The organism is Sphingomonas sp. BL-S-29, assembly GCF_055521495.1.
Map to the genome: position 1 here is coordinate 4,084,863 of NZ_CM145482.1, position 22,457 is coordinate 4,107,319.

Below are 22,457 nucleotides of genomic sequence, written 5' to 3' on the forward strand. Positions count from 1 at the left end.
CTAGCCCTTGGCGTCCGGATTGAAGATGGCGGGGACGCTCGCGCGAGTGGTCACGACGCTGCGAATCTTGCCGCCGCTGAACTTCACGAACGAGATGTAGTAGAGCTGCCCCTTATAGATCCACTCGAGGCGTACGTCCGAACCACCTTCGTAAAACGGGGTGTTGGCGACACAATGCTCACCAAAGGTGAAGCCGTCGAAAGGCACCGCGTCACGACAGTTTTCGGTCATTGGGCCTTCGCACCATGTACCGGTCGCGTCAGCGGCCAGATAGGGTCGGTATGAGCCTTTTTTACCGAGTTCGTAAGCGTGAAGCAGCCCGGTGACGATGGCCAACATCGGTTGTGGGACCGGCGCAGCATTAGGCGGGGACGGTTTAAGTCCGAAACCCGGCTGCCCCTTGGCCGTCACGAGAGGGCCAAGCACGAGCTGGTCAAGCGGGCCGCCTTGCATGACGGTATCTTTTTTTGTCAGATCTTGAGCTTGCGCGATGCCGCAACCTGCCATCAGCGCCACGGCCAAGAGAGAAGCGAACCTCACCGGTCGCACTCCCCGAACACGATATCCATCGCGCCGAGAATGGCGGTGGTGTCGGCGAGCATGTGGCCCCTGGCCATGAAGTCCATCGCCTGGAGATGCGAGAAGGCGGTCGGGCGGATCTTGCAGCGGTACGGCTTGTTGCTGCCGTCGGCGACGAGATAGACGCCGAACTCGCCCTTCGGGCTCTCGGTCGCGACGTACACGTCGCCCGCCGGCACGTGGAAGCCCTCGGTATAGAGCTTGAAGTGGTGGATCAGCGCTTCCATCGAGCGCTTCATCTCGGCGCGCTTGGGCGGCACGACCTTGCGGTCGAGGCTGGCGATCGGCCCTTCCGGCATCTCGTTCAGGCACTGCTTCATGATCCGCACTGACTGGCGGACCTCCTCCACGCGCACCATGAAGCGGTCGTAGCAATCGCCGCGGGTGCCGACCGGCACGTCGAAATCCATCTTCGCGTACACGTCATAGGGCTGCGACTTGCGCAGATCCCACGGAATGCCCGAGCCGCGGATCATCGGGCCGGAGAAACCCCATTTGATCGCATCGTCGCGGCTCACCGTCGCGATGTCGACGTTGCGCTGCTTGAAGATGCGGTTGTCGGCGACAAGGCTGATCGCATCCTCGAACAGGCGCGGCAGGCGGCCGTCGAGCCAGTCGGCAATGTCGGTCAGCAGCTTGAGCGGCGTATCCTGGTGTACCCCGCCCGGCCGGAAATAGGCCGAATGCATGCGGGCGCCGGAGACGCGCTCGAAGAAGTTGAGGCAATCCTCGCGGATCTCGAACAGCCACAGGTTCGGCGTCATCGCGCCGACGTCCATGACATGGCTGCCGAGGTTGAGCATGTGGTTCGAGATGCGCGTCAGCTCGGCGAAGAACACGCGGAGATATTGCGCGCGGATCGGCACTTCGAGATCGAGCAGTTTCTCGATCGCGAGCACGAAGCTGTGCTCCATGCACAAGGGCGAGCAGTAATCGAGCCGGTCGAAATAGGGCAGAGCCTGGATATAGGTCTTGTGCTCGATCAGCTTTTCGGTGCCGCGGTGAAGCAGGCCGACATGCGGATCGACGCGCTCGACGATCTCGCCGTCGAGCTCCATCACCAGGCGCAGCACGCCGTGCGCGGCCGGATGCTGCGGGCCGAAATTGATCGTGTAGTTCTGGATCGCGATATCGCCGACTTCGGGGTCGGCGGCGTCGGTCCTGCCCTCGATCGCTTCGAGATGATCAGCCATGCGCGCCTCCCGGCACTACTAGCTCTTCCCCGGCGAAGGCCGGGGTCCAGTTGGGAAGGTTGAAGTGAAGAAGCGCAACGCCAGCCAAGGAAAGTCCCCCAACTAGGCCCCGGCCTTCGCCGGGGAAGGAAAGAAGAATATCCATCACGACGCCTTCGGCTTGCGCGGCGCGCGCGGCTTCTTCACCACATCCGGATCGGCGGGCTTGGGTTCCGCGTCGGGCGATGCTTTGCCTGCCCCGGTCTGCGCCGTGCTCTCGGTGACCTTCGGCGTCGCCGGCGGCGCAGCGGCGGCGGTCTTGGCCGCATCCGCCTTCTGGATCTCGTCGGCCTTGAGCGGCGTCGGCGCGCCCTTGGCTTCGGGCAGCTTCGCCTTCTCGTCGCCGGGCAGGATATATTCGGCGCCTTCCCACGGGCTCATGAAATCAAAGCTGCGGAAATCCTGGGCGAGCTGGACGGGCTCATAGACCACCCGCTTCGCTTCCTCGGAATAGCGCAGCTCGACATAGCCGGTCAGCGGGAAATCCTTGCGCTGCGGATGGCCGCGGAAACCGTAATCGGTCAGGATGCGGCGCAGATCGGCATTGCCCGAGAACAGCACGCCGTACATGTCGTACACTTCGCGCTCGAGCCAGCCGGCGACCGGCCAGATGCCCGTCACCGACGGCACCGGCTTTTCCTCATCGGTCTGCACATGCACGCGAATGCGGTGGTTGCGGGTCAGCGAGAGCAGGCAATAGACCACTTCGAACCGGTCGGGCCGCTCCGGATAGTCGACGCCGGCGATTTCCATTAGCTGCTGATATTCGAGGCCGGGCGTGTCGCGCAGCGCGATCATCGTCTCGACCAGCGTCTCGCGGTCGACCGTCAGCGCGACTTCGCCCACCGCATCGAGCGACGACACCAGGCTCACGCCGAGCAGCTCGCCCGCGCGATCGATCACCCCGTCATTGGCCGTGTAGGCCGGCGCCGGCGCCCTCACCGTTCGATCGTTCCGATGCGGCGGATCTTCCGCTGCAACTGCATGATGCCGTACAGCAGCGCCTCCGCCGTCGGCGGGCAGCCCGGGACATAGATATCGACCGGCACGATCCGGTCGCAGCCGCGCACGACGCTGTAGCTATAATGATAATAGCCGCCGCCATTGGCGCAGGAGCCCATCGAGATGACGTATTTCGGCTCGGACATCTGGTCGTAGACGCGGCGCAGCGCCGGAGCCATCTTGTTGCAGAGCGTGCCGGCGACGATCATCACGTCCGACTGGCGCGGAGACGCGCGCGGCGCGGCGCCGAAACGCTCCAGATCGTAGCGCGGCATGTTCACATGGATCATCTCGACCGCGCAGCAGGCAAGGCCGAAGGTCATCCACCACAAAGAGCCGGTGCGGGCCCAGTGGAACAGATCCTCGGTCGAGGTGACGAGGAAACCCTTGTCGGTCAGCTCGCCGTTCAGATCGTCGAAGAACGCCTGATCGGGTGGGATGATCGCGCCACCGGAGGCGGCTGGTGTGAGTTCTACTCCCACTCGAGCGCTCCCTTCTTCCATGCATAGACGAGGCCGAGCGCGAGTTCGGCAATGAAGCCCATCATCGCGAACCATGCCGTCCAGCCCAGCGAGAAGACGCTGACCGCCCAGGGATAGAGAAACGCGGCTTCGAGATCGAAGATGATGAACAGGATGGCGACGAGATAGAAGCGCACGTCGAACTGGCTGCGCGAATCCTCGAAGGCGGGGAAACCGCATTCATATTCGGTCAGCTTTTCAGGCGTCGGCTTATGCGCGCCGGTGAAGCGCGCGGCGATGATCGGCAGGAACACGAACGCGCTGGACAGCACGATCGCGACGCCAAGGAACAGCAGGATCGGCAGATATTGCGACAGGTCGACCAATGGGCTTCTCGCAGGTGCGAATGATTGGCGCGGCTTTAGGACGATGACCCCTATTGGGCAAGGCCGCGAGGAGTGAGAATCACTCGCAAAAACCAAGCCTTCCGTTCCTCCCCGAGCTTGCTCGGGGAGGGGGACCACGAAGTGGTGGAGGGGCTTGGAGCGCGGGACAGATGTTCCGCGCTTCAAGCCCCTCCACCACCCGCTGAAGAAGCGGGCGGTCCCCCTCCCCGTTCCGGGGAGGAATGATTAGCGCAAAGCGTTCGCCAGCAGCTTGTGCAGCTTGGATTGCAGCGCGTCGTTCGCGGCCAGGAATTCGCCGCGTTCCATCATCCGGTCGCCGCCGCGGAAATCGGTGACGAAGCCGCCCGCCTCGCGCACCAGCAGGATGCCGGCGGCGACGTCCCAGGGCTTCAGGCCCGATTCCCAGAACCCGTCGAAACGGCCCGCCGCGACCCAGGCGAGATCGAGCGCGGCCGCGCCGATCCGGCGGATGCCCGCCACTTCCGGCGCGATCGCCCCGAAGATGCGGCTCCACTGGGCGAAATCGCCATGGCCGAGGAACGGAATGCCGGTCGCGATCAGCGCGTCGGGCAGGTCGCGGCGCGCCGACACGCGCAGCCGCTGTTCCTGCATCCAGGCGCCCCGGCCCTTTTCGGCCCAGAAACTGTCGTCCGTGATCGGGTTGTAGATCAGGCCGGTGGTGATCTCGCGCTTGCCGTTGGCGAGCGGCTCCTCGACCGCGATCGAGATCGCGAAATGGGGAATGCCGTGGAGGAAGTTGGTGGTGCCGTCGATCGGGTCGACGATCCAGCGCGGCTTGTTGGGGTCGCCGGCGATTTCGCCGCGCTCCTCCATCAGGAACCCCCAGTCGGGGCGCGCCTTGGACAGCTCCTCGAAGATCGTCTGCTCGGCGCGCTGGTCCGCCATGGTGACGAAGTCGGCGGGCCCCTTGCGGCTCACCTGCAGGTGCTGGACCTCGTTGAAGTCCCGACGAATTCGCGGCGCGGCCTTGCGCGCGGCGCGATCCATGACGGTGATGAGGCCTGAATGGGATACCAATGCAATTCTCCTCCCCTCCCGCTTGCGGGAGGAGTGTACGTTCGTCGCTGGGTCCGAAATGCCTCCCAGGCATTTCTCGATCATGCCGGGGGCATGATCGACCCAGCGGCGAACGTACACTGGGGGAGGGCCTGTCAACAATCGGTGGAGGACATGAGGCCCTGGACAGGCCCTCCCCTAGCCCCTCCCGCAAGCGGGAGGGGAGCTTTAGTCCGCGCGCCTTACATAGGTCTGCTCGTAGACATCGACCACGATCCGCGTGCCGGCGCCGATATGCGGCGGCACCATCACGCGCACGCCGTTCTCGAGGATGGCGGGCTTGTAGCTGGAAGACGCGGTCTGGCCCTTCACCACAGCATCGGCCTCGACGATCAGCGCCTCGATCGTGTCGGGGAGCTGCACCGAGATCGGGCGCTCCTCCCAGAGCTCCATCACCACGTCCATGCCATCCTGCAGGAACGCGGCGGCGTCGCCGAGCAGGTCGGCGGGCAGCGTGATCTGCTCGTAATTGATCTTGTCCATGAAGGTCAGCTGGTCGCCCTCGCGGAACAGGAACTGGAAATCGGTGGTTTCCAGCCGGACCTTCTCGAGCGATTCGGCCGAACGGAAGCGGACATTGTTCTTCCGCCCATCGATCAGGTTCTTCATCTCGACCTGCATATAGGCACCGCCCTTACCCGGCTGGGTGTGCTGGATTTTCACCGCGCGCCAGATGCCGCCTTCATATTCGAGGATGTTGCCGGGACGAATCTCGACCGCGTTGATCTTCATGGGGGATGCCTGTGATGGAAAGAGCGAAGGCGGGGCCTTTAACGGGATGACGGCTTTCCGGCAAGGTAGGGGTAGGGATTGATGTCCTGCGCCTGATACCAATGCTGCTCCGGCGTGGCGCGGCTGAGCCCGAAGTGCAGATGGAAATTGCCCGCGCCGGCATTGCCCGTATCGCCGACATAGCCCAGCGGATCGCCCGTCTTCACCACCTGCCCTTCATGGATTCCCGGCGCGTAGCCGGAGAGATGGGCGTAATAATAGACCCATAGCCGGTCGGGCGAGCGGACATAGAGAGTCGTCCCGCCCGCCACGCTCTGGAACAGCTTCTCGATCGTGCCGGGCGCGGCCGCGGTCACCGGCGTGCCGCCGGGCGCCATGATGTCGGTGCCGTGATGCTGGCGGGCGCCGCCGTCGCGCGGATCTTCCCAGCTGTCGGCGATCATGCTTCGCGCCACGCCCGCGACCGGAACGGCGAGTGGTCCGCCCGGGTCGGCCATGGCCGTTGCCGGCGCCGGCGCGGGTACGCCCGCCGGGTTTGCCACCGTGGTTGCGACCGCGACCTTGGGCTGCGGCTTCGCGTCGGGCAGGGCCTGACCGAACAGCACCAGGGCGACAAAGATGCCGGCGATCCCGCCTATCACCGTCAACAGGCCGCAACCGAGCTTTTTCATCGCCTCACTCCTGGAAGATCGCCGGCGTGCCGGGCTTCACCATCAACGATAGCCGCGCCGCGTCCCAATTGCTGAGGCGGATGCAGCCATGGCTTTCGGCGCGGCCGACCGTGCTCGGTTCGGGCGTGCCGTGGATGCCGTAATGCGGCTTGGACAGATCGAGCCAGATCACGCCGACCGGCCCATTCGGCCCCGGCGGCAGCCGGGCAGCCTTGGCACTGTCCTTCGCGTCCCAGAACAGGTCCGGATTATAGTGGAATGGGGGGTTATAGGACGCGCCCTGGATCTTCCAGGTGCCGATCGGCAGCGGATCGTGCGTGCTGCCCATCGTCGCCTGGAACTGGGCGACGAGCTTGCCGTCCTTGTCCAGCACGCGCAGCACCTCGTCCGATTTGTCGACCACGACCTTCGCACCCTCGGGCTGGCTCGCCGACACGTTCAGGTCGTTGAGCGTCTTGCGCCAGTCGGCCGGCAGTTTCGCATCATAGGCGCGCGACAGCGGCAGCGCATTGGGGAAGGTCATCATCGATCCCGGTGCGAGCCGGGTCTGCGGGTCGTTGAGCGCGATCAGCACCTCGGGCGTGGTGTGGAACATCTCCGCCAGCTTCTCGATCGGCGCACGATAACCGAGCGTCGGGAGCTTCGCCTGCTCCTGCGGATCCTTGGGCAGCGGGTTGGTATAGGGACCGGCCAGCGTCTCCGGCGTCAGCGCCAGGGTTCGCGTCGGCCGCCAGGCGCGATAGGGATGAAGCGCCCACAGCGTCGCCTTGTCCATATCCCCGGTGATCTCGAGGCCCCGGCTTTCCTGAAACCCCTTCAGCGCGGCGGTAAGCGACTTGCCCGGCTTGCCATCGAGCATGCCGGGCGAAAATCCGAGATGATCGAGAATCACTTGAACATGCAGAATCGACCGGTCGATCGCTTGCACTTCCTTAAGCTTTGTTCCCTGCGCGGAGACACTAACGGGACAAAAAGAGACAAAAGCGAGACAAGCCGCGCCGATCGTTATTTTTCTCATCATTTCAGGTCCCTACATTGCCACTCATGCAATCAACGATGGACAGCCGGCTTGTTTCCGGCCCGGAACGAGCTGACGGCCCAAACCTTTCGCGACGCGCGCTGCTTGGCGGCGCGATGGCTGCCGGCGCCGCGCTCGCTTTTCCTCTGCCCGCCATGGCGACCGGCGCGGAATTGCGGCTGGCGATCCGCAACGTGCACACCAATGAAAGTGTCGATGCCGTCTTCGCGCGGGGCGGAAGCTTCGTGGCGGACGGGCTCGCCGAACTGAACCACGGCCTGCGCGACTGGCGAACCGGGCAGGTCCACCCGATGGACCCCAGGCTGCTCGCGCTGCTCGTCCAGCTTCGCGAGAAGCTCGACGTGGGCGGCAGCCGCAAGATCGACCTGATCTCCGGCTATCGCTCACCCCAGACCAACGCGTCGCTGCGCGCCCGGGGCGGCGAGCATACCGGCGTCGCCAGCCAGAGCCAGCACATGCTGGGCAAGGCCACCGACATCATGATTCCGGGCGTCTCGCTCGATCGCCTTCGTGGCGCGGCGCTCGCGCTGGGCGGCGGCGGCGTCGGCTATTATCCGCGCGACGGTTTCGTCCATGTCGATACCGGCCCCGTGCGCCGCTGGTAACGACCGACGGGCGGGGGCAACCCGCTTTATAGCCAACCCCGTCAACGAGATGCGGCCGCCGCGCAGGTCGTGATATCATGCACGGCCCAAGGCAGGCCAAGCCACTCACCTGCTTGCTGGACAGACCGCGACAGCTCAGCCACACTCCCTGCCCGTGCGCAGGATTTTTGCCGACGCTGAAAGCGTCCTTGGCTCCCCCGTCCGGAATCTCCTGTCGATCCTGGCTTTTGTCGCCATGGTCGTGGTGGTCGCTACCTGTGCCTATATGGCCGCGGGCTGGAGCTTCAGCGACGCCTCCTACATGGTGGTGCTGACCGTCTACACAGTCGGCTATGGCGAGATCCGGCCGATCGACACGCCCTATCTCCACGCCGTCACCATGGCCACGATGGTGCTCGGCTGCACCGGCATGATCCTGCTGACAAGCGCCCTGGTCCAGATCTTTACCGTCCTTCAACTCAGGCAGTTTTTTGGAGCGAACCGCATGCAGAGCCGCGTCGACAAGCTGTCGGGCCATGTCGTGATCTGTGGCTTCGGCCGGATCGGGGTGATGCTCGCCCGCGACCTCGCGGCGGCGGGGATGCCGCTCGTCGTGATCGAACGGGGCGCGGCCAGGCTCGCCGAGGCGGAGGCTGCGGGTTATCTCTGCCTGGCAGGCGACGCGACGGACGAGGAGACGTTGCATGCCGCCGGGATCGAGCGCGCCAAGGTGCTCGCGACGGTGCTGCCCGACGATGCCGCGAACGTCTTCATCACGCTGAGCGCGCGCAATTTAAACGCGGGCCTGGAGATCATCGCGCGCGGCGAAGCGCCGACGACGGAGCGCAAGCTGCGCCGCGCGGGCGCCGATCACGTCGTGCTGCCGACCCATATCGGCGCCGAGCGGATTGCGCGAATGATCCTGTATCCGGCCAGCGGCGCTTTTGCGTCCGACGAAGAACTGGCCCGGGCGAAGCACGATCTCGGTGAGCTCGGAGTCGATCTCGAACTGGTCATCACGCAGGATGGCGCCGCGATGACCAACCTCACGGTCGGCGAAGCGGAACGCCGGGGCAGCGGCGCCTTTTTCATCGTCCGGATTCGGCGCGGGGAATCCAGCATCGCACGCCCGCCGAGCGACGAGATCATCCGGGCGGGCGACGAAGTGCTGGTGCTGGTTCGGGATGCGGGTGCGGCGGCGCGCAAGATGTTCAATACGAAGGTGGAAATCCGCGCCGGGCGGAACATCTTCTGAAACCGGCGCGCCCGCTCAGCCGAGCACTGCCGCAAACGACTTGATCGCCGCCGCTTCGTCCCCGCCCCACACCGCGTTCGACACGGCGAGGAAATCGGCGCCCGCGGCGACCAGCGCCGGCGCGTTGGCCGGCGTGATGCCGCCGATCGCGACGCACGGGATTTCGAACACCGTGGTCCACCAGCTCAGGATCGAGGGATCGGGGTGGTGGCTCACCTCCTTGGTGGTGGTCGGATAAAAGGCACCGAATGCGACATAGTCGGCCCCCGCCTCGCCGGCCTCCATCGCGAGATGGCGGCTGTCATGGCAGGTGACGCCGATCTGCGCCGCCGGGCCAAGCACCGAGCGCGCCTCGCGCGGATCGCCATCGCCCTGGCCGAGATGCACGCCGTCAGCGCCGAGCCGCTTGGCCAGCGAGATGCTGTCGTTGACGATGAAGGCGACGTCGCGCTCGGCGCAGAGTGCGCGGAGCGGCTCGCCCAGCCGCGTCGCTTCGTGCTGATCGACATCCTTCACGCGAAACTGGAACGCCGCGACCGGTCCAGTATCGAGCGCCCGGGCCAGCCGGTCGGGAAACGTGCCGCCGACATCGAGCGGCGACACGAGATAGAGCTGGCAGGGCGGCCGGCGGATGTCGCGCGTGAACTTGGCGGCGAAATCGGGATCGAGCGGGCCGAGGGGATCTTCTTCAGTCATTCGGGGGCGCCTAGCACGGCCAGCAGGAACCCGTCCCATTTCTTCGCGCCGACCGTCTGGACTGCCGTCGCGCTGAGCCGCGGTTCTGCGGCAACTGCCTCGAACAGCGCGCGCGTGCCCTGGATGCGGTCATCGTCACTGTTCGCGTCGAGCACCCCGCCCTCCCGCACGACATTGTCGACGATGATCGTGGTGCCCGGCCGCCCCAGCGCGATCGCCGCGCGCAGATAGGCAACGTTGCTCGGCTTGTCCGCGTCGATGAAGATGAAGTCGAACGGCCCTTCGCCCGCCGCGATCATCGCCTCGAGCGTCCCGACCGCCGGACCGGTGCGCACATCGACCCTGTCGGCGAAACCGGCCGCCGTGATGTTGGCGCGCGCGACATCGGCATGGTGCGGTTCGAGTTCGAGCGTCACCAGCGCGCCGTCCTCGGGCAGTGCCCGCGCCAGCCAGATCGTCGAATAGCCGCCGAGCGTACCGACTTCCAGGATGCGCCGGGCGCCGGCCATGCGCGCGAGCAGGTGGAGCATCTTGCCCTGCGCCGCGGATACATCGATCGGCGGCAATCCGCCTGCCTCGTTCGCCGCCAGCGCGGCGTCTAGCACCGGATCGGCACCGAGCAGATGGCCGACGATATAGTCGTCGACCGCGGTCCAGGCGGCGTCGCTCATGTTGTCACCACGCCGCTGATCGGGCGGGTCTGGGCCACGGTGTCGAAACCCGCGATCAGCGGTCGGCCGACGGCGATCGCCGCGCGCACCGCCGGGAGCGACAGCGACGCTTGGTGCGCCGCCTTGCTCTCCCAGATCTCGGTGACCCAGAGCGCGTCGGCGTCGGCCACATCTTCGGCCACGACATAGGCCAGGCAGCCCGGCATCGCCTCAGACCCGCCGGCGAGCGCGGCAGCCAGCGCGGCGCGCTGGCCGGGCTTGGCGGTGATCTTGCCGATCATGCCGTAGCGCTCATTCTCCGCCGCGATGGCGGATGCCGGCCAGCCGATCATGGCGATGGCAACGGCACCGCCGATGACCTCGCGACGACCGATGGCCGGCATGTCGCTCACTCCTCGTTCTTGTAGATGCGCACCAGCTTGTCGAGCATCGCCAGCGCTTCGTCGCGCGGCCGCTGGAAGGTGTTGCGGCCGATGATCGAGCCGTTGCCGCCGCCGTCGCGAATGTCGCGCGCGTCCTGATAGACCGCATCGGCGCCCTTGGCCGCGCCGCCCGAGAACACCACGATGCGGCGGCCGGCAAAGCTCGACTGCACGACGTGGCGGACGCGGTCCGACTGCTTCGACCAGTCGGTGCCCTCGTACATCGGCTTGGCTTCCTTCTGCTCGATATGGTCGCTGGGCAGCTTCACCTTGATGATGTGCGCGCCAAGCAGCGCCGCCATGTGCGCGGCATAAGCACCGACATCGAGCGCGAGCTCGCCCGACTTGGGCAGCGCACCGCCGCGCGGATAGGACCAGATGACGGTGGCGATGCCGACCGACTTGGCCTCGGCCGACAGCTCGCGGATCTGGCCGATCATCTCGAACAAATCGTCCGAGCCGGGATAGATGGTGAAGCCGATCGCCGAGCAGCCGAGCCGCACGGCGTCCTCGACACTGGCGGTGACCGCCTGGTTCGCGCCCTGCGCCCAGCTGTTCGAGCTGTTGACCTTCAGGATGGTCGGGATCTGGCCGGCAAAGGTCTCGGCGCCCGCTTCGATCATGCCGAGCGGCGCTGCATAGGCCGAGAGCCCCGCATCGATCGCGATCTGGTAATGGTAATGGGGATCATAAGCGGCGGGGTTGACCGCGAAGCTGCGCGCCGGGCCATGCTCGAAGCCCTGGTCGACCGGCAGGATGATCAGCTTGCCGGTACCGCCGAGCTTGCCCTGCATCAGGATGCGGGCGAGGTTCGCCTTCACGCCGGCGTTTTCGGACTCGTATTTGTCGAGAATGGCCTTCACGGTCGGCGTCATCGTGATCCCCTTTGCTGCTGCAGATGTTGCCCGGCTGTTAGCTCGCGATTGCGCCAGGGGCAACGGGGATGCTGCAATGCGGCACGGCGTCTCGACCGCGCACGGGAGATGCCGCCCATATTGACGCAGCCCCAGCCCTGCATCAGGTTCGCGACAAAGGGGAAAATATCATGGGGGTGTCTTTCTCGCAGGGGTTGAAGCTGGTCGGCCTGGGCCTGGCCGCTCTCCTGCTGACTGCGGCCAAAGCGCCCAAGGTCGGCGATGTCGCGCCCAATTTCGAACTGACCATGATCGACGGATCGAAGGTGACGCTCGACCAGCTTCGCGGCCAGGTGGTGGTGCTCAATTTCTGGGCGACCTGGTGCGTGCCGTGCCGGGAAGAACTGCCGCTGCTGGATAGATATTATGAGGTCCAGCAGAAGGCGGGACTGAGGGTCTTCACGATCGCGACCGAGGATTCGGTGCCGCTATACCAGTTGAAGAAACTCTTCGCGGTAATGCACATCCCCTCGGCGAGGAGGATCAAGGGCGGCTACCCCATCCTGACCGGAGTACCGACCAACTATATCATCGATCGATCGGGCCATATCCGGTACGCCAGGGCCGGGGCGTTCGATCTCGACGCGCTGAACGAGACGATCGTGCCGCTGCTCGAGGAACAAGTGCCGGCGACGGCCGCGAACTGAGCGCATGACAATCGACCCGCCGGACGAAAGACGGATCGGCCGAGGACGGGATCGTCGATGCAAGCGAGTTCGCCAGCTACGGACCGATCCTCGGTTGTGCCGCGATCGCAGCCTTGTTGGCGGCGTAGCTGACGATCGTCGCCCTGCACGCTCTCGGCGCGCCGGATTGGGCGGATTACCTCGTCGGGCTGGCCTATGCCACCCTGCCCTATGCCGCCTTCACGCGGTGGGTCTGGCATAGCAAAGCCGTTCGGCTTGCCAACGGCAGGATCGTCACGGGCAGGGAAGCGCGCCGATTGGCGCTGATGATCTGGGCGCTTACCGCGGCGCTCATCGCGATTCGCCTGGTGGTGGTGCTGAACGGCTGAGCGGCCCCTTCGACTCGGTCTACTCGCCGACGCGTTCCATCGTCACATGATTGTCGCGCACGGGGTTCAGGATGCTCCGGGCGGGGGAATCGCATGGAGACTCCGACATGACCGATGCACCGACGGACAATGACATCGACAACGACACGATCGAAATCGACGAGTCGGACTGGCTCATCGCTTCGAACAAGGTCGAAGGCACCGCCGTCTATAATGAAGACGGCGACAAGCTCGGTACGATCCACAACTTCATGGTCGACAAGCAGTCGGGCCAGGTCGAATATGCCGTGCTCAGCTTCGGCGGCCTGTTCGGGCTGGGCGCCGACTATTACCCGCTCCCCTGGGAAGCGCTGACCTACGACACCGATCAGGGCGGCTATATCGTCGATATCGACAAGGAAATGCTCGAAAAGGCGCCGCGCTACGGTGCCGATGAAGAGCCGACCTTCGACCGCGCCTATGGCGAGCAGGTCTATGGCTATTACGGCCTTACCTACCCCTGACCCTCAGCGCATGGCCCACCCGGCGGGGCAGTTCGAGCTTCGGAGCGGCGCCGCCGGGTGCGCCCTCCAATTCCGGGGCGCTCCACTGGCCATGAAGCCCATCATGACGATCGACTTCGAGGCCTCATGCCTGCCCCGGCACGGCCGGTCATTCCCGATCGAGGTCGGTATTGCGGATTCGCGGGGAATTGCGCGCTCCTGGCTTATCCGTCCGCACGCTTCCTGGTCGGGCTGGACATGGACCGCCGAGGCACAGGCATTGCACGGCCTAACCCTCGATCACCTTGTCTCGCACGGCAAGCCCGCCGATCACGTCATGGCCGAGCTGATCAGCGTCACCCGCGACTATCGCATCGTGGCGGACAGCAAGCTCGACAGCGCCTGGCTGGAGACGCTCGCCCATGCTGCAATGCAGCCGGTGCCATGGCCGATCGACCATGTGGCGACCCTGTTCGACGAGCTCGATATAACCTCGGATGACATCCGTTCGGCTCTCGCCATGATGGACCGAGTGTCGCGCCGGCGGCACCGTGCCGGCGACGATGCCGCATGGCTGGCGGGCCTGATCCGCCACCTGCAGGAAACCGCCACGCGACGCCTTGAAGCGGAAAACCGGCCGATCTTCAGCTGGAACAGCGTGCCCGTCGCCGTGCCGGCGAGCGGATGAGCGCGCGGGTGACCGCATGACGGCGCGAGGAATGTACGCCGCGTATCAGGCCAAGTTGTCGGAGCGATGCCAACGATAAAGAGAGGATTTCGCGTGAACGGAAAACTGGTCGCCGCGGTCGCGGCATGTGCAATGGTGAGCGCCTGTAGCGGACAGGACGCGTCACAGAACAACAGCGCGGCGCAGGCCAAGGCAAGCCTATCGGGCGCCGGCGCGACCTTCCCCGCGCCGCTCTACGCCAAATGGGCGGAAGGCTATCGCACCGAGGCCGATGTCGCGGTCAACTATCAGCCGACAGGCTCGGGCGACGGCATCAAGCAGATCGAAGCGGGCAAGGTCGATTTCGGCGCGTCGGACCGGCCGCTGCAACCGGAAGAGCTGGACAAGAACGGCCTTTACCAATTCCCGACCGTCATCGGCGGCGTGGTGCCGGTCGTCAATCTGCCGGGCATCCAGCCGGGCCAGGTCAAGCTCACCGGCGCGCTGCTCGGCGACATCTATCTCGGCAAGGTGGAGAAGTGGAACGCGCCCGAGATCAGCGCGCTCAACCCCGGCCTGACCTTGCCCAATCTGCGGATCACCCCAGTGCACCGCTCCGACGCGTCGGGGACCAGCTTCCTGTTCACCTCCTATCTGGCGATGAAGAATCCGGCCTGGAGCGCCAAGGTGGGGGCAAGCGACTCGGTCACCTGGCCGGCCGGCATCAGCGGCCAGGGCAATGAGGGGGTCGCGTCGTCGGTGCAGGTGGCCCCCGGGTCGATCGGCTATGTCGAATATGCCTTTGCCAAACAGACCAAGGCGACCCATGTGCTGCTGCAGAACAGCGCCGGGGCCTATCCCCAGCCATCCTCCAGGTCGTTCGCGGCCGCCGCGCTGGGCGCCGACTGGGCGCACGCTCCGGGCAATTACCTGCTGCTGCTCGACCAGGCGGGCGCGCCGAGCTGGCCGATCACCGGGGCGACCTTCATCCTCCTGCCCAAGACCAGGGCGGACGCCGGCAAGCGAGCGGCGGTGCTCCAGTTCTTCGACTGGGCCTATCGCAACGGCGACGCGGCCGCCGGGCGCCTGGACTATGTGCCACTGCCCGCGTCCATCAAGGAACGGATGCGTCAGCAATGGGCATCGACCATCACCGCGAACGGCAAGCCGGTTTATACTGCCGCGCCCTGACCGCGCCGTGCTAGGGGCTGGCGCGACCGTCAACCTCATGCACGGAGCCACTGCGATGGACGCGTCCCCTGCCGACCCGACGGACTATGACGCCCTTCTCCGGGCGAATGCAGCGCGCGTGTTCAGCGAACCGGACGCCGCCGCGCGGCTGCGGGCGATCGCCGAGCTCTGGACCGATGATGCGATTCTTCACGAAAAGGAGGCGACCATTGCCGGTGCGGAGGCGATCTCCGCCAGCATCGGCGCGCTGCTCGCGCGCTTGCCGCCTGATACCCTGTTCGTCCCGATTGCCCCGGCGGCGGGCCATCACGGCGTCGGAAAACTGCTTTGGCGGGCCGAAACCGGCGGCGTTCCCGGCCCTGTGACCGGCACCGACATTGCCGTGATCAGGGACGGGAGGATCGCAACACTCTATGTTTTCGTGGACGCGCCTGCCTGAGCCGGTTCGCCCTACGGTCTCGAGCTCTACGCCGTCAGCGCGGCGACCCCGGGCAGTTCCTTGCCTTCCATCCATTCGAGGAAGGCGCCGCCCGCGGTCGAGACGAAGGTGAAGTCATCGCCTGCCCCCGCCTGGTTGAGCGCGGCCACGGTGTCGCCGCCGCCCGCGACCGAGACGAGCGAACCATCGCGGGTCAGCGCGGCTGCCGTACGGGCGAGCGCGACAGTCGCCGTGTCGAACGGTGGCGTCTCGAACGCGCCGAGCGGGCCGTTCCACACCAAAGTGCGGCAATTCTTGAGCACATCGGCCAGCGCCTCGACCGCGGCGGGGCCGACATCGAGGATCATCTCGTCGGCCGCGACCTCGTGCACGTTGATGGTGCGGATTGGCGGGTTGGCGCGGAATTCCTTCGCCACCACCACGTCGTACGGCAGGTGGATGGTGCAGTTGGCGCGCTCCGCCGCCTCGAAAATCTCCTCCGCGGTGCCGGTCAGGTCATGCTCGCACAGCGACTTGCCGACATCGACGCCGCGCGCGGCGAGGAAGGTGTTAGCCATGCCGCCGCCGATGATCAGGTGATCGACCTTGGCGACGAGATGCTTGAGCACGTCGAGCTTGGTCGACACCTTGGCGCCGCCGACCACCGCCGCGACGGGATGCTCGGGATTGCCGAGCGCCTTGTCGAGCGCGGTCAGCTCCGCTTCCATCGCGCGTCCGGCAAAGGCGGGAAGGAGATGCGCGAGGCCTTCGGTCGACGCGTGCGCGCGATGCGCAGCCGAGAAGGCATCGTTGACATAGAAATCGCCGAGTTTCGCCATCTCGGCGGCCAGCGCGGGATCGTTCTTTTCCTCGCCCGCATGGAAGCGGGTATTCTCCAGCACGGCGATGTCGCCGTCCTTCAGCGTCGCGATCGCCTCGGCGGCGCCCTCGCCCACGCAATCCTCGATGAAGCGCACCGGGCGGCCGAGCACCTGGCTGTACGGCTTGGTTACCAGCGCGAGCGACATCTCCGGATCGCGCGTCCCCTTGGGGCGGCCGTAATGCGCCAGGATCAGCACGATCGCGCCGCGATCCGCGAGTTCGGTCACGGTCGGCAGGGTCGCACGGAAACGCGTGTCGTCGGTGACCGCGCCATCGGCCATGGGCACGTTCAGATCCTCGCGGACCAGCACGCGCTTGCCGGAAACGTCGCCCATATCGTCGAGCGTCTTGAAGGAATTGGTCACGAGTCTTTCGTCCTCTTTCTCAACCGTTCGTGCTGAGTAGGGACTGAGCTTGTCGAAGGCCCGTATCGAAGCACCTGTCCTTCGATACGCCATTTCGACAAGCTCAATGGCTACTCAGGACGAACGGGGATTGGTGGGTCTTCAACCCTGATAACATCACCGATGCGGATTTCTCCGCCACGAATGACTCGCGCCAGTGCGCCGCCACGCCAGTCGGGCGTCAGTGCCGCCTTGAGACCGGGTTCGATCTGCTCCATGCGGCTGCAGGGATCGCATTCGATCGTGATCTCCAGCGCGACCTCGTCGCCGATCCGCAGCAGGGCGCCGGCCCGTTGCGGCAGGTCGAGCCCGTCGACCAGCAGGTTGGCACGCCGCGCCGACCAGTGATGATCGACCCCCAAATCGGCCATCGCCGCCTCCCAGTCGATCCGCTCGATCAGCGAGACCTGCCGCCTCGCCCTGGCGCCGGGCTTCACCGCGCCGCGGAAATCGCCGGCCAGCCCCGCCTCGACCGTTACGCGGACCGACTCGAGCAGCTCGATCGGTCCGCGCGGGCGGCCGTGACGGGCGATGCCGGCAAGCACGCCCATTGCCTTAGAGGAAGGCGCCCATTGCGCCGGCGGTGTCGACCATGCGGTTCGAGAAGCCCCATTCATTGTCGTACCAGCTGACCACGCGGACGAGCTTGCCGTCGAGCACCGCGGTCTCGAGGCTGTCAATCGTGGAACTCGCCGAGGTGTGCATCAGGTCGATCGAGACCAGCGGCTCGTCGGTGTAATCGAGGATGCCGACCAGCGGGCCGCTTTCCGATGCCGCCTTGAGGATCGCGTTGACCTCTTCCTTGGTCGTGTCGCGCTTCGGGGTGAAGGTCAGGTCGACCAGCGAGACGTCCGGCACCGGCACGCGGATCGCCGAGCCGTCGAGCTTGCCCTTCAGCTCGGGCAGGACCTCGCCGACCGCGCGGGCGGCGCCGGTGGTCGTCGGGATCATCGACATGGCCGCGGCACGGGCGCGGCGCAGATCGGGGTGGATCTGGTCGAGGATCTTCTGGTCGTTGGTATAGGCATGGATCGTGGTCATCAGGCCGCGCTCGATGCCGATCGCATCGTTCAGCACCTTGGCGACCGGCGCCAGGCAGTTGGTGGTGCACGACGCGTTGGACACGATGTTGTGGCCGGCCTCGAGCTTGTCGTTGTTGACGCCGAACACCACGGTCAGGTCGACGCCCTTGGCCGGGGCCGAGATCAGCACCTTCTTGGCGCCTGCGTCGATATGCTTCTGCGCGCTTTCGCGATCGGTGAAGAAGCCGGTGCATTCGAGCACGATGTCGATGCCGAGTTCGGCGTGCGGCAGCTTGGCGGGGTCGCGCTCGGCGGTGACGCGGATGCGCTTGCCATCGACGACCAGGTCATTGCCCTCGGCCGAGACCTTGCCCGGATATTTGCCATGGACCGAATCGCGCGAGAACAGCCAGGCATTCGACTTGGCATCGGCAAGGTCGTTGATCGCGACGAGCTCAAGTCCGGTATCGCCCCGCTCCAGTACCGCGCGTGCAACGAGGCGACCGATCCGCCCGAAACCATTGATCGCAACCTTCACCGTCATCGCAATTCCCTCCATCGCGTGAAACCGGGCGCGGCGCGGACTTGCGCAAAGGGGCGACCGGCGAGTCTGATAAGCCGGGCGGTCTTTGCGGTGGGCGGACCCGCCCGTCAACCGTGCCGAGGCCTTTGCGGGGCAAATCGATCTTGCCCGCCCGAAAAGCCGTGCTATCCGGGAGCGATGGCAGACGAGACGCCTCCGCCCGCGCTCGACCGGATCGATCGCGCGATTGCGAGAATCGAAGCAGCAGTCGCTGAGAGGGACCGTGTGGCCGAGGCAGCGGTGCGCCGCCATGCGGTCCTGCGAGCCCGGATCGAGCAGGCGGTGTCGACGCTCGACGACGTCATCGCCCGCGGCGAGGCTGGCGGAACCGGCTGATGGCGGACGTCACCCTCACCATCGGCGATCGCCGCCATACCGTCGCCTGCCGTGACGGCGAGGAGCCGCAGCTCCGCCGGCTCGGGGAATTGCTCGACAGGCATTGGGCGACCGCGTCGCGCGCCTCGGGCGGGCTCAATGGCGAGCGGACCATGTTGTTCGTCGCGCTGATGCTGGCGGACGAACTGGACGAGACGCGTCGCCGCCCGCCCGAAGGTGCCGGAGCGGTGCTGCTCGACCAGGTTGCCGAGCGGCTGGAAAAGCTGGCGGCTACCCTTGAGAAATCGCCCGTAAAAGCCTAGATGAGGGGTGGCGGGCACTGCCCGGTACGAGCCTTACCGATTATCCCTGAGGCGATTATTCTTCCTAGGGGGTTGTCCCTGCGCTGGCCCTGGCCTGTCGTACACGATCCCCACCTGATGCTAACGGCGTCAGAGGATATTCAGGCAAACGGCCATGGCGGTCCCGCCACCGCTATTTCGGCGATGCGTCGGTCATCTACCCTTCTGCTCCCCGGCGAAGGCCGGGGCCCAGTTGGGGGACATTTGCGGGTGAATGCAACGCTTCATCACGGGGGCCTTCCCAACTGGGCCCCGGCCTTCGCCGGGGAACAAGCTAGATGAACCCCGAAAAATCCGCCCTCCGCGCCCGCATCCGCGCCGAGCGCGACCGGTTCTTCGCCGGCGGCCCGCCCGCGATTACCCCTTCGCCCCAATTCCTCGCCCGGCTCGAGCACGGCCTGACCGTCGCCTCCTATGTGCCGGTGGGCAGCGAGATCGACCCTTCGCTGCTTGCCCGCGCCGCGGTGGAGCGGGGCTGCGCGATCGTGCTGCCGCATGTCACCGTCCGCTCGGCGCCGATGCGCTTCCTCGCCTGGGACAGCGAAGCCGCGCTGATCCAAGGCCCGTTTGGCCTGTCGCAACCGCATCACGAGGCCGCGGCGATGGCGCCCGACATCATCCTGACCCCGCTGCTCGCGTTCGATTCGGCGCTGAACCGACTCGGCCAGGGCGCCGGCTATTATGATCGCGCCTTTGTGCAATTCCCCGACGCGTGGCGCGTCGGGCTTGCCTGGTCGGTGCAACAGGTCGAGAGCCTGCCGCACGACCCGTGGGACGTGCCGCTCCACGCCATCATCACCGAACGAGACTGGATCACTGCGAAATGACCCCTTCCTGGCGCAAACCCGTCGGCATGCTCGCGATCCTCGGCATGATCCTGGTCTGGGTGGTTCTGGTGGCGAGCCTGTCCGGCACGGTCGGCCAATGGCACGTGCTGCTCCAGCTCGCCTTCTATCTGGTGACCGGCATCGTCTGGCTGTGGATATTGCCGATGCGCCGCATGCTGCTGTGGATGGAAACCGGACGCTGGCGGTGAAATCTGCGCCTTCCCTCCCGAAATCAGGGAGGGTGGCGCGAGTGACGGGGCTCGAACCCGCGACCTCCGGCGTGACAGGCCGGCGCTCTAACCAACTGAGCTACACCCGCTTGGAAAGCGTGAGGCGGCGCAACTAGGCGAGGTGCCGGAGCCTGTCAACGCCTCGTTTTCATGCCCGCTCAACTATTCCCGGCAACCGTGCCCGTCGGCAGGTCCGGCCGCTCGCGCAACGGCCGGAACGCGAAATACAGGCCTGCCGCGATGATCGGCAGGGTGAGCGTCTGGCCCATCGTCAGCCCCCACCAGAGATGCTCCAGGCCCTTGTCGGGCTGCCTGACCATCTCGAGCAGGAATCGCGCGGCGCCGTAGATCAGCAGGCCCGTGCCAAGCAGCCGGCCCGGCCGGTTGCGGGCATTGGTGAACCAGAACAGCCAGAACAGCACGATCCCCATCACCAGCCCCTCCAGGCCTGCCTCATAGAGCTGGCTGGGATGCCGGGGCAGATCGTCGCCCGCACCGGGGAACACCATGCCCCAGGGAAGAGTCGTCGGCCGCCCCCAGAGCTCGCCGTTGACGAAGTTGGCGAGCCGCACCAGCACCAGGCCGAACGGCGTGGCGCAGGCGACATAATCGCTGACCCGGACCATGTTCAGCCCCTGCTTCCAGGTGAAGAGGCCGAGCGCGACGAGCACGCCGATCAGGCCGCCATGGAAGGACATGCCCCCTTCCCACAGCTTCAGCACCTGAAGCGGATCGCCCCATATCTCGGGCTTGTAGAACAAGGTGTAGCCGAGCCGCCCGCCGGCGATCACCCCGATCATCAGGTAGAAAGCGAGATCGTCGACATGCTCCCGGGTCATCGGCGCGCCGGGTTGCACGACCAGCCTGCGCAGATACCACCAGCCCAGCACGAACATCGCGAGGTAGCTCAGGGCGTACCAGCGGATGTCGAGCGGGCCGAGATGGAAGGCGACCGGCGAAAGGCCGAGATCCTGCCACCGCCAGGGGGCATGCGCGTCGTTCATCATGTCCCCCATCCCGGCCCGGTATCAGTCGTCTCGGTATCAGTCGGCATCGTCTCGCGCGGCCCGCCGCTCGCGACGCTGCTGAGTCAGCGTGCCGTGCTCGAACAGGAAGCCGGCGATGTCGGGCTTGCCCGCGGCGCCGATCACCGTCTGGATGATGATCAGCAGCGGCACCGCGAGCAGCGCGCCGGGCGTGCCCCAGACCCATCCCCAGAAGCTCAGCGAGATCAGGATCATGATCGGGTTGATCGTCAGCCGGTGGCCGACGATGAACGGCGTGATCGCATTCGCCTCGAGCAGATGCGCGCCGATCATGATCGCGGCCGGCAGCAGCGCGACCCAGACGTCGGGAAAGGTCATCAGCCCACCCAGCGCGAGCAGCATCGCCGCGACGATCGGCCCGAAATAGGGGATGTAGTTGAGCAGCGCGACGATGCCGCCCCACATCAGCGGATAGGGCATGCCCATCAGCCACAGCGCGAAGGCGATGACCAGCCCGAGCGACAGGTTGATGATCGTGATCGTGCCGAGATAGGCCGAGGTGTCGTCGACCACATCCTGGATGACGCGCGCCGTCGCCATGGCGCCGCCGAAGCTCGACCGGCTGGTGATCGTCCGCCGCCGCAGCCGGGTCCAGCCCGACAGGAAGAAATAGACCACGAGGATGCCGAAAAAGACCTGGACGATCGCGGTCGGCGCCGAGGTGGCGGCGAGTTCGAGGATCGAGCTGGGCGGCGCGACGGCCGCGGTCTGCGGCGCATTTACCGGCCCGGGCGCCGCGAGATGACGCACGGTGCGGTTCACATATTTTTCGAGGCTCGAATAAAGATCGAGCACCGGCGCGATGTTCATCTGGATCCGGTCGATCCGGTCGGGCAGCTTGCGGAAGAACTCGGTCGCCGGGACGATGATCGCCGCCAGCGCGATATTTGCGGCGACGAGGAACAGCAGCACGCAGGTGAGCGAGGCGAGCGCCGAGGGCACGCGGTGCCGTTCGAGCCATTCGAGCACCGGCACCAGCGCGATGGCGATGACCAGGGCAGCCGTGGTCGGCAGGAAGAATTCGGCGCCCGCCTTCAAGGCGAACGGCGTGCCGAGCGCGAGGCCGAGACCGGCGATCAGGGTCAGCGCGGCTAGCAGCCTGTCGCGGCGTTGCCCAACACGCGCTTCGTCGCCCCCTTCATCGCCGTCGAACGGCAAACCGAAGGCGCCCTCGCCGGAGGCCTGTCCTGCGCCTTGCCCGGTACCGTCCGCCACTTGCACGCCCCTTCACGTTACACCCGCGGGAGCAGCGTAGCCGCATTCCCCTCGCC

29 protein-coding genes, 1 tRNA gene and 1 other RNA gene are annotated in these 22,457 nt (G+C 66.0%); 12 read left to right on the forward strand and 19 right to left on the reverse strand.

Annotated elements, in window-relative coordinates:
- The 9 genes from ACZ1I2_RS19380 to ACZ1I2_RS19420 form a co-directional block, all read right to left on the reverse strand.
- Entirely contained in the window at positions 1-516 is a 516-nt protein-coding gene (locus tag ACZ1I2_RS19380; protein WP_465176156.1) for a hypothetical protein, read from the reverse strand.
- 20 nt (positions 517-536) lie between these two features.
- Positions 537-1,772 carry an NADH-quinone oxidoreductase subunit D gene (locus ACZ1I2_RS19385; RefSeq protein WP_465172557.1) on the reverse strand — a complete coding sequence of 412 codons (1,236 nt, stop codon included), beginning with the start codon at positions 1,770-1,772 and terminating at the stop codon, positions 537-539.
- Between the two features lie 144 nt (positions 1,773-1,916).
- Positions 1,917-2,753 (reverse strand): NADH-quinone oxidoreductase subunit C, encoded by an 837-nt coding sequence (locus ACZ1I2_RS19390; RefSeq protein ID WP_465176155.1) that lies wholly within the window; start codon positions 2,751-2,753, stop codon positions 1,917-1,919.
- Positions 2,750-3,295, reverse strand: coding sequence for a NuoB/complex I 20 kDa subunit family protein (locus tag ACZ1I2_RS19395; protein WP_465176154.1), 546 nt, complete (start codon positions 3,293-3,295; stop codon positions 2,750-2,752). Before ACZ1I2_RS19395 ends, ACZ1I2_RS19390 begins: the two co-directional genes overlap by 4 nt.
- Positions 3,286-3,660 carry an NADH-quinone oxidoreductase subunit A gene (gene ndhC, locus ACZ1I2_RS19400; protein ID WP_272625746.1) on the reverse strand — a complete coding sequence of 125 codons (375 nt, stop codon included), beginning with the start codon at positions 3,658-3,660 and terminating at the stop codon, positions 3,286-3,288. Before ndhC ends, ACZ1I2_RS19395 begins: the two co-directional genes overlap by 10 nt.
- Positions 3,661-3,906: 246 nt before the next feature.
- The gene (locus ACZ1I2_RS19405) at positions 3,907-4,719 is read right to left on the reverse strand and encodes an inositol monophosphatase family protein (RefSeq protein WP_465172555.1); all 813 of its coding nucleotides are present in this window, start codon (positions 4,717-4,719) and stop codon (positions 3,907-3,909) included.
- Positions 4,720-4,926: 207 nt separating this feature from the next.
- Positions 4,927-5,490 carry an elongation factor P gene (gene efp / locus ACZ1I2_RS19410; protein WP_332716856.1) on the reverse strand — a complete coding sequence of 188 codons (564 nt, stop codon included), beginning with the start codon at positions 5,488-5,490 and terminating at the stop codon, positions 4,927-4,929.
- Between the two features lie 38 nt (positions 5,491-5,528).
- Positions 5,529-6,161 carry a M23 family metallopeptidase gene (locus tag ACZ1I2_RS19415; protein ID WP_465176153.1) on the reverse strand — a complete coding sequence of 211 codons (633 nt, stop codon included), beginning with the start codon at positions 6,159-6,161 and terminating at the stop codon, positions 5,529-5,531.
- A 4-nt stretch (positions 6,162-6,165) separates the two neighbouring features.
- Positions 6,166-7,179, reverse strand: a complete 1,014-nt coding sequence (locus ACZ1I2_RS19420; protein ID WP_465173891.1) for a L,D-transpeptidase family protein — start codon at positions 7,177-7,179, stop codon at positions 6,166-6,168.
- A gap of 116 nt (positions 7,180-7,295) precedes the next feature.
- Between ACZ1I2_RS19420 and ACZ1I2_RS19425 the strand changes: the two genes are divergently transcribed.
- Positions 7,296-7,805 (forward strand): peptidoglycan L,D-endopeptidase MepK, encoded by a 510-nt coding sequence (locus ACZ1I2_RS19425; RefSeq protein ID WP_465181671.1) that lies wholly within the window; start codon positions 7,296-7,298, stop codon positions 7,803-7,805.
- Positions 7,806-7,959: 154 nt separating this feature from the next.
- Positions 7,960-9,039 carry a potassium channel family protein gene (locus ACZ1I2_RS19430; RefSeq protein ID WP_465176151.1) on the forward strand — a complete coding sequence of 360 codons (1,080 nt, stop codon included), beginning with the start codon at positions 7,960-7,962 and terminating at the stop codon, positions 9,037-9,039.
- 15 nt (positions 9,040-9,054) lie between these two features.
- Here the strand turns inward: ACZ1I2_RS19430 and thiE are convergent, their stop codons facing one another.
- From thiE to ACZ1I2_RS19450, 4 genes are read right to left on the reverse strand one after another with little or no spacing between them, the layout of a single operon-like run.
- Complete coding sequence (gene thiE, locus ACZ1I2_RS19435; RefSeq protein WP_465176150.1) at positions 9,055-9,735, reverse strand: thiamine phosphate synthase; 681 nt, start codon at positions 9,733-9,735, stop codon at positions 9,055-9,057.
- Positions 9,732-10,406, reverse strand: a complete 675-nt coding sequence (locus ACZ1I2_RS19440) for an O-methyltransferase (RefSeq protein WP_465172550.1) — start codon at positions 10,404-10,406, stop codon at positions 9,732-9,734. The genes thiE and ACZ1I2_RS19440 overlap by 4 nt, the downstream gene beginning before the upstream one ends.
- Entirely contained in the window at positions 10,403-10,789 is a 387-nt protein-coding gene (locus ACZ1I2_RS19445) for a putative quinol monooxygenase (protein WP_465172549.1), read from the reverse strand. Before ACZ1I2_RS19445 ends, ACZ1I2_RS19440 begins: the two co-directional genes overlap by 4 nt.
- A 5-nt stretch (positions 10,790-10,794) precedes the next feature.
- Positions 10,795-11,703 (reverse strand): class I fructose-bisphosphate aldolase, encoded by a 909-nt coding sequence (locus ACZ1I2_RS19450; RefSeq protein ID WP_465172548.1) that lies wholly within the window; start codon positions 11,701-11,703, stop codon positions 10,795-10,797.
- A gap of 170 nt (positions 11,704-11,873) precedes the next feature.
- Between ACZ1I2_RS19450 and ACZ1I2_RS19455 the strand changes: the two genes are divergently transcribed.
- From ACZ1I2_RS19455 to ACZ1I2_RS19475, 5 genes are all read left to right on the forward strand, one after another.
- Positions 11,874-12,389: a TlpA family protein disulfide reductase gene (locus ACZ1I2_RS19455; protein ID WP_465172547.1), complete on the forward strand. Its 516-nt coding sequence runs from the start codon at positions 11,874-11,876 to the stop codon at positions 12,387-12,389.
- Between the two features lie 475 nt (positions 12,390-12,864).
- The gene (locus ACZ1I2_RS19460) at positions 12,865-13,260 is read left to right on the forward strand and encodes a PRC-barrel domain-containing protein (RefSeq protein WP_465172546.1); all 396 of its coding nucleotides are present in this window, start codon (positions 12,865-12,867) and stop codon (positions 13,258-13,260) included.
- Positions 13,261-13,363: 103 nt separating this feature from the next.
- On the forward strand, positions 13,364-13,927 hold the full coding sequence (locus tag ACZ1I2_RS19465; RefSeq protein ID WP_465172545.1) for a hypothetical protein: 564 nt from the start codon (positions 13,364-13,366) through the stop codon (positions 13,925-13,927).
- A 93-nt stretch (positions 13,928-14,020) separates the two neighbouring features.
- Positions 14,021-15,097: a phosphate ABC transporter substrate-binding protein PstS gene (gene pstS, locus ACZ1I2_RS19470; protein ID WP_465176149.1), complete on the forward strand. Its 1,077-nt coding sequence runs from the start codon at positions 14,021-14,023 to the stop codon at positions 15,095-15,097.
- A 118-nt stretch (positions 15,098-15,215) separates the two neighbouring features.
- Positions 15,216-15,536: a nuclear transport factor 2 family protein gene (locus ACZ1I2_RS19475; RefSeq protein ID WP_465176148.1), complete on the forward strand. Its 321-nt coding sequence runs from the start codon at positions 15,216-15,218 to the stop codon at positions 15,534-15,536.
- A 26-nt stretch (positions 15,537-15,562) separates the two neighbouring features.
- On the opposite strand, the gene ACZ1I2_RS19480 is transcribed toward ACZ1I2_RS19475, so the two are convergent.
- The 3 genes from ACZ1I2_RS19480 to gap all read right to left on the reverse strand — a co-directional run bounded on the left by ACZ1I2_RS19480 (position 15,563) and on the right by gap (position 18,367).
- A complete protein-coding gene (locus ACZ1I2_RS19480) occupies positions 15,563-16,732 on the reverse strand; it encodes a phosphoglycerate kinase (protein ID WP_465173890.1) in 1,170 nt (389 codons plus the stop codon).
- A 140-nt stretch (positions 16,733-16,872) separates the two neighbouring features.
- Positions 16,873-17,352 carry an MOSC domain-containing protein gene (locus ACZ1I2_RS19485; protein WP_465172542.1) on the reverse strand — a complete coding sequence of 160 codons (480 nt, stop codon included), beginning with the start codon at positions 17,350-17,352 and terminating at the stop codon, positions 16,873-16,875.
- Positions 17,353-17,356: 4 nt separating this feature from the next.
- The gene (gap, locus tag ACZ1I2_RS19490) at positions 17,357-18,367 is read right to left on the reverse strand and encodes a type I glyceraldehyde-3-phosphate dehydrogenase (RefSeq protein WP_465176147.1); all 1,011 of its coding nucleotides are present in this window, start codon (positions 18,365-18,367) and stop codon (positions 17,357-17,359) included.
- Positions 18,368-18,544: 177 nt separating this feature from the next.
- Between gap and ACZ1I2_RS19495 the strand changes: the two genes are divergently transcribed.
- From ACZ1I2_RS19495 to ACZ1I2_RS19515, 5 genes are all read left to right on the forward strand, one after another.
- Positions 18,545-18,742: a hypothetical protein gene (locus ACZ1I2_RS19495; protein ID WP_465172540.1), complete on the forward strand. Its 198-nt coding sequence runs from the start codon at positions 18,545-18,547 to the stop codon at positions 18,740-18,742.
- Positions 18,742-19,044: a cell division protein ZapA gene (locus ACZ1I2_RS19500; RefSeq protein ID WP_465172539.1), complete on the forward strand. Its 303-nt coding sequence runs from the start codon at positions 18,742-18,744 to the stop codon at positions 19,042-19,044. Before ACZ1I2_RS19495 ends, ACZ1I2_RS19500 begins: the two co-directional genes overlap by 1 nt.
- 11 nt (positions 19,045-19,055) lie before the next feature.
- A non-coding RNA gene (gene ssrS, locus ACZ1I2_RS19505) (6S RNA) lies at positions 19,056-19,212 on the forward strand.
- Positions 19,213-19,361: 149 nt separating this feature from the next.
- Positions 19,362-19,910, forward strand: coding sequence for a 5-formyltetrahydrofolate cyclo-ligase (locus ACZ1I2_RS19510; RefSeq protein ID WP_465172538.1), 549 nt, complete (start codon positions 19,362-19,364; stop codon positions 19,908-19,910).
- Entirely contained in the window at positions 19,907-20,119 is a 213-nt protein-coding gene (locus ACZ1I2_RS19515) for a DUF2842 domain-containing protein (protein ID WP_465172537.1), read from the forward strand. The genes ACZ1I2_RS19510 and ACZ1I2_RS19515 overlap by 4 nt, the downstream gene beginning before the upstream one ends.
- A 33-nt stretch (positions 20,120-20,152) precedes the next feature.
- Here the strand turns inward: ACZ1I2_RS19515 and ACZ1I2_RS19520 are convergent.
- The 3 genes from ACZ1I2_RS19520 to ACZ1I2_RS19530 all read right to left on the reverse strand — a co-directional run bounded on the left by ACZ1I2_RS19520 (position 20,153) and on the right by ACZ1I2_RS19530 (position 22,344).
- Positions 20,153-20,229, reverse strand: a tRNA-Asp gene (locus ACZ1I2_RS19520).
- Between the two features lie 69 nt (positions 20,230-20,298).
- Positions 20,299-21,147: a prolipoprotein diacylglyceryl transferase gene (gene lgt, locus ACZ1I2_RS19525; RefSeq protein ID WP_465176146.1), complete on the reverse strand. Its 849-nt coding sequence runs from the start codon at positions 21,145-21,147 to the stop codon at positions 20,299-20,301.
- Positions 21,148-21,183: 36 nt separating this feature from the next.
- A complete protein-coding gene (locus tag ACZ1I2_RS19530) occupies positions 21,184-22,344 on the reverse strand; it encodes an AI-2E family transporter (protein ID WP_465173889.1) in 1,161 nt (386 codons plus the stop codon).
- Between the last annotated feature and the right edge of the window lie 113 nt (positions 22,345-22,457).

Excerpts from the sequence above, each read along its gene's own strand:
- gap (WP_465176147.1), bottom strand. The coding sequence starts at position 18,367 with ATGACGGTGAAGGTTGCGATCAATGGTTTCGGGCGGATCGGTCGCCTC.
- ACZ1I2_RS19450 (WP_465172548.1), bottom strand. The coding sequence starts at position 11,703 with ATGACGCCGACCGTGAAGGCCATTCTCGACAAATACGAGTCCGAAAAC.
- ACZ1I2_RS19515 (WP_465172537.1), top strand. The coding sequence starts at position 19,907 with ATGACCCCTTCCTGGCGCAAACCCGTCGGCATGCTCGCGATCCTCGGC.
- ACZ1I2_RS19460 (WP_465172546.1), top strand. The coding sequence starts at position 12,865 with ATGACCGATGCACCGACGGACAATGACATCGACAACGACACGATCGAA.
- ACZ1I2_RS19425 (WP_465181671.1), top strand. The coding sequence starts at position 7,296 with ATGGCTGCCGGCGCCGCGCTCGCTTTTCCTCTGCCCGCCATGGCGACC.
- ACZ1I2_RS19500 (WP_465172539.1), top strand. The coding sequence starts at position 18,742 with ATGGCGGACGTCACCCTCACCATCGGCGATCGCCGCCATACCGTCGCC.
- ACZ1I2_RS19510 (WP_465172538.1), top strand. The coding sequence starts at position 19,362 with ATGAACCCCGAAAAATCCGCCCTCCGCGCCCGCATCCGCGCCGAGCGC.
- ACZ1I2_RS19480 (WP_465173890.1), bottom strand. The coding sequence starts at position 16,732 with ATGGGCGACGTTTCCGGCAAGCGCGTGCTGGTCCGCGAGGATCTGAAC.
- thiE (WP_465176150.1), bottom strand. The coding sequence starts at position 9,735 with ATGACTGAAGAAGATCCCCTCGGCCCGCTCGATCCCGATTTCGCCGCC.
- ACZ1I2_RS19445 (WP_465172549.1), bottom strand. The coding sequence starts at position 10,789 with ATGCCGGCCATCGGTCGTCGCGAGGTCATCGGCGGTGCCGTTGCCATC.
- ACZ1I2_RS19440 (WP_465172550.1), bottom strand. The coding sequence starts at position 10,406 with ATGAGCGACGCCGCCTGGACCGCGGTCGACGACTATATCGTCGGCCAT.
- ACZ1I2_RS19495 (WP_465172540.1), top strand. The coding sequence starts at position 18,545 with ATGGCAGACGAGACGCCTCCGCCCGCGCTCGACCGGATCGATCGCGCG.
- ACZ1I2_RS19420 (WP_465173891.1), bottom strand. The coding sequence starts at position 7,179 with ATGAGAAAAATAACGATCGGCGCGGCTTGTCTCGCTTTTGTCTCTTTT.
- ACZ1I2_RS19465 (WP_465172545.1), top strand. The coding sequence starts at position 13,364 with ATGACGATCGACTTCGAGGCCTCATGCCTGCCCCGGCACGGCCGGTCA.
- ACZ1I2_RS19385 (WP_465172557.1), bottom strand. The coding sequence starts at position 1,772 with ATGGCTGATCATCTCGAAGCGATCGAGGGCAGGACCGACGCCGCCGAC.
- lgt (WP_465176146.1), bottom strand. The coding sequence starts at position 21,147 with ATGATGAACGACGCGCATGCCCCCTGGCGGTGGCAGGATCTCGGCCTT.
- ACZ1I2_RS19485 (WP_465172542.1), bottom strand. The coding sequence starts at position 17,352 with ATGGGCGTGCTTGCCGGCATCGCCCGTCACGGCCGCCCGCGCGGACCG.
- ACZ1I2_RS19415 (WP_465176153.1), bottom strand. The coding sequence starts at position 6,161 with ATGAAAAAGCTCGGTTGCGGCCTGTTGACGGTGATAGGCGGGATCGCC.
- ACZ1I2_RS19455 (WP_465172547.1), top strand. The coding sequence starts at position 11,874 with ATGGGGGTGTCTTTCTCGCAGGGGTTGAAGCTGGTCGGCCTGGGCCTG.
- efp (WP_332716856.1), bottom strand. The coding sequence starts at position 5,490 with ATGAAGATCAACGCGGTCGAGATTCGTCCCGGCAACATCCTCGAATAT.